This window comes from Paraburkholderia sp. SIMBA_053 (genome assembly GCF_046534895.1).
GTDB classification, from domain to species: Bacteria; Pseudomonadota; Gammaproteobacteria; order Burkholderiales; family Burkholderiaceae; genus Paraburkholderia; species Paraburkholderia caledonica.
Map to the genome: position 1 here is coordinate 1 of NZ_JAWRXU010000288.1, position 334 is coordinate 334.

1 protein-coding gene is annotated in these 334 nt (G+C 63.8%); it reads left to right on the forward strand.

From position 1 onward, the window contains the following. A partial coding sequence (locus SB753_RS35665; protein ID WP_410804799.1) for an amino acid--tRNA ligase-related protein occupies window positions 1-334 on the forward strand: 334 nt, incomplete at both ends.

Consider the following 334-nt stretch of genomic DNA (forward strand, 5'->3'; position numbering starts at 1 on the left):
CGTTCAGGTCGTCTGCGACCCGGACCGCGCTGAGATGTTCAAGACGGCCGAAGGCGTGCGCAACGAATTCTGCGTCCAGGTGAAGGGCGTCGTGCGCAACCGTCCGGAAGGCACGACCAACGCCAGCCTGACGAGCGGCAAGATCGAAGTGCTGTGCCACGAGCTGAACGTGCTGAACGCGTCGGTCACGCCGCCGTTCCAGCTCGACGACGACAACCTGTCGGAAACCACGCGCCTCACGCACCGCGTGCTGGACCTGCGTCGTCCGCAGATGCAACACAACCTGCGCCTGCGTTATCGCGTGACGATGGAAGTGCGCAAGTACCTGGATTCG